The organism is Nocardiopsis nanhaiensis, from assembly GCF_054778635.1.
Genome location: NZ_BAAGZJ010000159.1, coordinates 1 through 4,194, shown reverse-complemented (window position 1 = coordinate 4,194; position 4,194 = coordinate 1). Strand labels below are relative to the sequence as shown.

Annotated in this window: 4 protein-coding genes; all 4 read left to right on the top strand. The window is 71.5% G+C overall.

The features are described from left to right. The first annotated feature begins 236 nt into the window (after nt 1-236). Nucleotides 237-1,463, top strand: a complete 1,227-nt coding sequence (locus ACYVD1_RS34390; protein ID WP_460778659.1) for a sensor histidine kinase — start codon at nt 237-239, stop codon at nt 1,461-1,463. Continuing rightward, on the top strand, nt 1,438-2,115 hold the full coding sequence (locus ACYVD1_RS34385; RefSeq protein ID WP_460778660.1) for a response regulator: 678 nt from the start codon (nt 1,438-1,440) through the stop codon (nt 2,113-2,115). Before ACYVD1_RS34390 ends, ACYVD1_RS34385 begins: the two co-directional genes overlap by 26 nt. Before the next feature lie 168 nt (nt 2,116-2,283). Further along, complete coding sequence (locus ACYVD1_RS34380; RefSeq protein ID WP_460778658.1) at nt 2,284-3,606, top strand: cytochrome ubiquinol oxidase subunit I; 1,323 nt, start codon at nt 2,284-2,286, stop codon at nt 3,604-3,606. A 19-nt stretch (nt 3,607-3,625) separates the two neighbouring features. Further along, nucleotides 3,626-4,194, top strand: a 569-nt coding sequence (locus ACYVD1_RS34375) for a cytochrome d ubiquinol oxidase subunit II (protein ID WP_460778657.1), incomplete at its 3' end; no start/stop codon positions are given.

Sequence of the window (4,194 nt, the reverse complement as noted above, 5' to 3'; positions counted from 1 at the left end):
GCCGGGGCGTGTGGCGGGGAGCTGGAACAAGCGTCCAGCTCCCCGTTACGAGGTTCCGAAAAAGCATAAAACGGGCACCACGGGCCGCTCTAGAGACAAGCAAGCAGCTTAAACGACAAGCTAGGGCATGTTCGGAGGCACGGTCCGACCCCTACTCCCCCGGGAGTAGGCCCGACCCCGAAGTGACCTCCTGAGGGGGACGGCGTCCCGGAGGGGACCGCCGTACTGTCGGACTCGTGGCAGCACTACTCACCCGCGTTCCCCGTCCCACCCGAACCGACCTCTGGCTCGCCTTGGGGCTCCTGTTGCTGTCTGCGGGCAGCACGGCCGTGATCGAGGTCGTCGATCCGGTCCCGGAGGACACGCGTCCCTGGCCATGGGGGTATGCGCTCATCCTTGTGGCCTGCGCGCCGGTGCTGTGGCGTACCGCGTGGCCGTGCGTGACAGCGGCGGTGACGGTGGTGGCCGCGACCGTCTACTACCCGCTCTCCTTCCCCGACGGCGCGGTCATGCTGAGCGCGCTCGCCATGCTCTACACCGTCGTGCGCTGGGGCTACCGGGTCTTCGGCTGGCTCCTGGGGCCGGGGCTGTTCGTCCTGCTCAACGCCTACATGCTCCTGAAGGGCGGTGCCCTGCGCGCCGACTCCGCGGCCACCCTCGCCTGGATCATCGTGCTGCTGTGCATCGCCGAGATCCTGCGGTGGCGCGCCGACTACCAGCGGGCGGACCGGGAGCGCGAGGCCGGAGCGCAGCGCACCAGGGAGGAGGAGCTCCTCCGCAGGGCCTCGGACGAACGGCTGCGCCTGGCGCGCGACGTACACGACACCGTCGCGCACAACATCTCGCTCATCAACGTGCAGGCCGGGACGGCGCTGTACCTGATGGAGTCCCAGCCCGAGCGGGCCGCCGAGGCGCTCGCCACCATCAAGCAGGCCAGCAAGGACACGCTCACCGAGCTGCGCTCCACGCTGGGTGTGCTGCGCGCGGTGGACGAGGCGGCGCCTCGGTCTCCGGTCCCTGGGCTCGACCGGCTGCAGGAGCTGGTGGAGGGCGCCCGTACGGCGGGGTTGGCCGTGGACCTGGCGGTGACCGGCACCGAACGGCGCCTCGCCGCCGGCATCGAGGGGGTGGCCTACCGGGCCGTGCAGGAGGCGCTCACCAACGTGGTCCGGCACTCCGGCTCGGACCGGGCCCGGCTCGGGATCGATTACGGCCCGTCGGCCCTGGTCCTGGAGGTCACCGACGACGGCCGCGGGACCGTGGGGCCACCGGCCCCGGGCAACGGCATCGCCGGGATGCACGAACGGGCCGCCCTCGTCGGGGGAACGGTGGACGCCGGACCCGCCGAGGGTGGAGGATTCCGGGTGCGGGTCGCGCTGCCGGTCGACGGCGGCCCCGCCCAAGGGCAAGGGGAACCCGATGAACGGGGGGAACACGGTGATCCGGGTACTGCTCGCCGATGACCAGGCCTTGGTCCGGGCGGGGTTCCGTGCCCTGTTGGACAGCGCCCCCGACATCGAGGTGGTCGCGGAGGCCTCCGACGGCGGGGAGGCGGTCCGCCTCGCCCGCGCCGAGCGCCCCGACGTGGTGCTGATGGACGTCCGGATGCCCGGAGTGGACGGCCTGGCGGCCACCGAACGCATCCTCGCCGAACCCGCGCTGGACCGGACGCGGATCGTCATCCTCACCACGTTCGACCTGGACGAATACATCTTTGAAGCGCTGAGGGGCGGCGCGAGCGGCTTCCTGGTCAAGGACACCGAACCCCACGACCTGCTCCAGGCGGTACGGGTCGTCCACGGGGGCGAGGCTCTCCTGTCTCCCGGCATCACCCGGCGCCTCATCGCCGACTTCGCCCGCCGCCCCGCCCGGTCCCCGGAGCCCTCTGTGCGACTCAACGGGCTCACCGAACGCGAGCGCGAGGTACTCGCCCTGGTCGGCCGCGGCCTGTCCAACGAGGAGATCGCCGGGGAGCTGGTGCTCAGCCCTGCCACCGCCAAGACCCACGTGAGCCGCACCATGGTGAAGCTGGGCGTGCGCGACCGGGCCCAACTGGTGGTGCTCGCCTACGAGACCGCGCTAGTGACACCCGGATGGACCCGGGACCACCCTTAGAGGGCCCTGAGGGACCTCCGGGATCGCCCGTACACCCCGGGAAGTAGGCCCCTTCCCCGTATACCTCCTCCGGGGGTGGCCAAGAGTCGCCCGGGAGACGATGTGGCGGCCCCGGCCGTCGGCGGATGCTGTTCAGCGTCCCCACCCGCCGACAGCAGAGGCCGCACGATGTTCGAGGATCCGCTCGTCCTAGCCCGGCTTCAGTTCGCGCTGACCGCGGCCACGCACTACATGTTCGTGGCGCTCACGCTCGGGCTGGCCCCGTACATCCTCACCACCCAGCTCCTCGCGACACTGCGCGGCGATCGAGCGCGGATGACCTCCGTGCGCTTCTGGGGAGGCCTCTACCTGGTCAACTACGGGATGGGGGTCCTGTCCGGCCTGGTGATGGAACTCCAGCTCGCGCTGAACTGGACCGGACTGCACGAGATGTTCGGGTACACCTTCGCCGCTCCGCTGGCCATCGAGACGATGACCGCCTTCTTCGTCGAGTCCACGTTCCTCGGGTTGTGGATCTTCGGCTGGGACCGGATGGGGCGCTGGGCGCACCTGTTCTGCTTCCTGGTGGTCACCGTGACGGCGTACTCGTCCGCGTGGTGGGTGCTGGTCGCCAACGGCTTCCTGCGGCACCCGGTGGGCTTCGAGACGGTGGACGGGGTCGCGCACATGACGGACCCCGTCGCCATGATGACCAACCCGGCGACGGTGTTCGCCTTCCTGCACGTGATCACCAGCGCGATGCTGCTGGGTGCCTTGGTGGTGGCGGCCGTGAGCGCCTACCACCTGCGGCGCGCCGACGACCCCTACGGGGTGTTCCGGCGCGGGAGCCGCTACGCGGCACTGATGATGTGCCTGACGCCCTTCCTCGTGGTGAGCTTCGGCGGCGCGCAGTTCCCGCTCTTCGGTGAGGACCCGCCCACCAGCGGGCTGACCTACAGCGCCGCCGAGATCGAGGCGATCGAGGCGGGCGCGAACGAGACGGTGCACATGCTGGCCGAGGCGGCCGGGCACCTGATGATCGTCACCTGGGCTGTGCTGTTCTTCCTCGGTCCGATCATGCTCGCCGCCCAGTACATCGGCCTGCTCAACCCTCGCCGGTGGTTCCCGTCCCTGGTCCCGGTCCGCACCCGGACGCGGTTCCCGGCCCTGCGCACCGCTGGATCCCGCCTCCGTGTATGGGGTTTGTCCGTGCTCGTGGCCTCCCCGTTCCTCCCCTACCTGGCCAGCATCTGCGGCTGGGTCTACCGCGAGGCGGGCCGCCAGCCATGGGTGGTGGTGCACCACCTGACCACCGCCGACGCCGTGACCCCGATGTCCCCGGCCGCGGCCCTGGTGTCCTTCACCCTCTTCACCGTCGCCTTCGGCGCCCTGGCCGTCGTGACGTACTGGCTCCTGGTCCGCTTCGCCCGACGCGGACCAGAGGGCGGCCCGCTGGCCGAACGCCGCGAGGACGAGCCCGAGGAGCCCACCGCCCCCGTCCCCACGTTCTGAGAGCCAGAGGGAAAACGCCATGGAACTCGCCTCCGCAGTACTCCTCGCCCTGTTCGTCGTGGGCTACCTGGTCCTGGCCGGGTCCGACATCGGCCTGGGCATGCTCATGCCGCACGTGGCGCGCACGCCCGCGGAGCGCCGCCGGGTGGTGGCCGCGCTCGCGCCCTACTTCCTGGCCTCCGAGGTGTGGCTCGTCGCCACTCTGGGAGTGATGGCGGGCCTCTTTCCCGTCCTGGAACACCGGGTGGTCGGCGACCTGTGGCCGGTGCTGGTCGTCCTGCTGGCCGGCTGGCTGACCCGCGACGCGGGGCTGTGGTTCCGTGCCCGGGTGGACGACACCCGGTGGCGGTCGGCCTGTGACACCGCGATCGTGGCGGGCAGCTGGATCCTGGCGGTCTCGTGGGGGCTCGTCCTGGCCGGGCTGCTCGGCGGCGGGCTGTCCGCGCACCCGGCCACCGTTCTGGGCGCGGCCGCCGTCGTGGCCCTGTTCGCCCTGCGCGGGGCGGCTTTCGGGGCGGAGCGCCTGGTCGGCCCGGGTGACGGGGAGGGCTCGGACGGCGGGGAGAGCGCGGACGCCGCCGCCCGCTC